Below are 3,392 nucleotides of genomic sequence, written 5' to 3' on the forward strand. Positions count from 1 at the left end.
TTTATAATCAATATTAACCACGTGGATTCATTCAATTCAAGAGAATTGATCATTAGGAAGGAATCCATTCCGATAAGAAGGGGGTTTTACAAGAAGCTAAAGGAAATTATCCTTTCCTGACCCAACACTTATTTTCCCATAAAAACCCAATCCTTTCCCGAAACAAGCACCCTCAAATCCTGATGCATGCTGCTTACTTTATCATAAGGAAACTGGATTTGAAACAGACTTTTTAAAGTCCTCATTTGGTCAAGATGGATGATGGATACTTGGTCAATCAAATCGGAAATCCTTTTCATGTACAAAAATTCCTTGAGATCTTCAGCATATCCTAAAGAGTTGTCAAACTGAATGAAAGCCCTGCTGATTGATTTACCTCTCAAAAAAGTTTTTATCTTTTTTGATAAATATAAGTTTAAATATTCCTCGTGAAAAGGTTCCAAAGGCCCGACTGTTTCTCTTTGCCTTTAAGCCCTGAAAATCCCTTCATCTGGGTAGATCTGTACCAAGATTCAAAACCCATGCCTGAAATAAAAGGCTGGGATTCCAAAGGCTTTTCTTGGTCAAAAAATACCCCTCAATAAACCTCCTTTAAAACTGATCAATAGAAATTGATCTTTACCATAATGCTGATTTATAAATTTGGCCTGTGCAAAGATCTCGGGAACAAAATTCAAGGTTTTGATTTCCACCCTTTTTTCCAAATATTGCCCGAAGCGATATGCCTTTATGGTCTTTAATTTATGAGATGAGAAAGATGGAACTTTCTTTGGTAATAATCCTGCAACTTAATCCGAATGTTACCCTGTAAGAGGAGGCAGGAAGATTAAGGCCAACAATTCCGGCAAGAAGCAGATAATGTGGTTTATTGGGAACATGGACAGGGTCACTGTCCAAATCACCACCAATACTCAGTACATAATCCAATCCGATGATTTCTATCGGTGACCACCGAGACTTATCTCAAAATTCTTATTTTGTATTAAATTTACCCGACTTGGTAAAAAAAAGGGGATAATATAGTCTCCACCTGCATATAAATTTATTTTGGTTAAAATAAACCCAAAGATCCATTGCACGCCAATCCGAAAAAAATTGTAAATGAAATGTTGATTTACAATTTTAAACACATTACTATTGATATTTTTCTGACCATCCCCAATTCTACACACAGATAAATTAAATTTGTTTTATGGTCTCCCTGCATAGTTCGATCAGTTCACCAACCGAGTTCAGGAAAGGGGTTTGCATTTGGAAATATGAGGCCAGATCCTGCCCCCTTCTATAGTTGGATTTAATTGTCATACAATACAAACTCTGTACGCCTGTTCAATGCATGATCCTCTTCCCTGCAACCCGAAATACAATCCACGACAGGTATGGAAGAACCGAAGCCCCGATAACTGATACGTTGTGGATCAATGCCTTCATTTACCAGAAACTCGAAGGCAGAACGCGCTCTTCTTTGTGAAAGCCTTTAATTAAATGCATCGCTGCCCCGGGAATCGGTATGTGACCTGACTTCTATTTTCAACTGGGGATTGATTTCAGAATTATAGCCAGATTTCTCAAAGATACTTTGGATTCAGGCAAAATCTCATGCTTACCAAACTCGTAAAGAATATCCTTCATTACAAAAATTTTATTCAGCTCAAGCTTTTCAAGTAAAATGGATGTCGAATCCAAAGGGGCAAAATTGTTCCACTCAAAACTCTGCGAGATATATTTATCCTTGAAACATTCAAAACATAATCCTGACGGGATAATCTACACTCACAAAACCATTTTGATCAGTGAATAATGCCCTCTTCTCATTTGTGAGCTTATTGATTATCTCCAATTTCACATCCTGTATTCCCAGGCTATCGCTGCACCTAAGACACGGAAAAATTGCTTATTGGATCCAGCCTCTGATTTTATGAGATAATAGAGATCGTCGAGGCCTTGTCCTCCCTGCCTGTCTGATGCCAATATCTGTAAATCTCCAAGCCAGGGTCAATGTAAAAGAAAAAATCATCTGCATGGAATTGTAAGGAACCCCCATGTTCCTAGGTAAAACCGGGACCATTGACCGTCAGATAAGACTTGTAAATATCCAACCTTCCTAATCCTCCCCATCCATTAGAAGAAAAGTACAAAGTATCTCCATAAACAAAAGGGCTTCGCTCATCACCAATGAATTGACGTTTTTACCCAGATTGAATGGACCTGTCCAGGTTCCGGCCTGAGTCAATCGTAAATAATAAATATCCAACCTCAAATCCACCTGGCATATCTGACACAAAATACAGTCTGCCGGATCCTTCGTCCCAATAAGGATCAGAATAACTGATCCCTGTTAAATTTTGAAATTCAAAATACCTGTCTGTTTTCTCTTGAAAGGAAGTGGCCCCTCCTTGTCCCGATAGATAATTTTTGGGCCTACCTTTTGTCCATCACTTATTTTTTTACCCTTATCAATCGCAGCCTCTTCATTGATGGTAATAAATTGAAACCGGGAATTGGAGAAAATTGGACCGACATGAAATTTATAAATAAAATCTTCCGCCAGGTGATGTTTAAATTCTTCCCCAATCTTATTCCACTCGCCTTCATACACCTTCAAGTAAGCATTACCTGTCCATCCATATCTTTCCTTTTTTGAGGACTTATTGCCCAACTTATCCGAAATAAAGAATTTTTTATTCCCATTAGCGGAATATCCAAAGTCACTATAGGGAGTATTGATGAAAGTAAATGGATGTAGCTCATACATCGTTGGTGCCATCAATATATCTGGAGCCTCAGTGACCGTGCGGTAATAGGACTGCCATAGATCTGAATACATTTCCTCTTCGCTTTTTTCCCTGATTTTTTCCAAATGGAATTTAGCTTCAAGGTATTTGCCATTACCTATCAGAATCTCTGCATTGTTAAAATGATCCTCCAATTTCAAGATACTAAGACTGTTGTAAACAGCATACCAATCCACTGCTTTAGAATATTCTCTCCTTTTGAGATAAATCAAAGCAAGGCTCTTTGCGATCTCCGGATCTTTGCTCCTGTACCACATCTTTTCATAGTATTTGATGGAATTATCAAAATCCAATAAATCTTCATATTTCAGCGCCAGCCTTTTGGTGGCTTCAAAGGAAATACAGCCTGCAGCAGACAATAACCATATGAATAAAACAATACTGCCCGAAACCCTCATAAGCTTTTAAAAATACCTTGGTGAAATAATTCTCCTCCTATTGGCCCCAAACCTATAACTGAGATTTAATTCATTGGTCTGAAAACTGCCAATGATGTTCTTAAGCCCATGGTCATAGGTATAGCCTAACCTCAATTGGTCATTGATGATAATCTCAAAATACAAAATCAATGCTACCTGATCTGTCTCTTATACACAT

At 37.9% G+C, this 3,392-nt stretch carries 1 protein-coding gene and 1 pseudogene; both read right to left on the reverse strand.

The features are described from left to right. Nucleotides 1-1,294: 1,294 nt before the first annotated feature. Nucleotides 1,295-1,462: pseudogene (locus ACN4EK_RS32215) on the reverse strand (OmpA family protein); the annotation flags it as partial. Nucleotides 1,463-2,338: 876 nt separating this feature from the next. Further along, nucleotides 2,339-3,193 (reverse strand): tetratricopeptide repeat protein, encoded by an 855-nt coding sequence (locus ACN4EK_RS32220; protein ID WP_431662533.1) that lies wholly within the window; start codon nucleotides 3,191-3,193, stop codon nucleotides 2,339-2,341. Nucleotides 3,194-3,392: the final 199 nt, after the last annotated feature.

Source organism: Pantanalinema rosaneae CENA516, from assembly GCF_050753385.1.
In the GTDB taxonomy this organism is placed as follows: Bacteria; Cyanobacteriota; Cyanobacteriia; order Leptolyngbyales; family Leptolyngbyaceae; genus Pantanalinema; species Pantanalinema rosaneae.

Bases quoted from the DNA above. Each gene is read 5' to 3' on its own strand.
- ACN4EK_RS32220 (WP_431662533.1), bottom strand. From the start codon at position 3,193: ATGAGGGTTTCGGGCAGTATTGTTTTATTCATATGGTTATTGTCTGCT.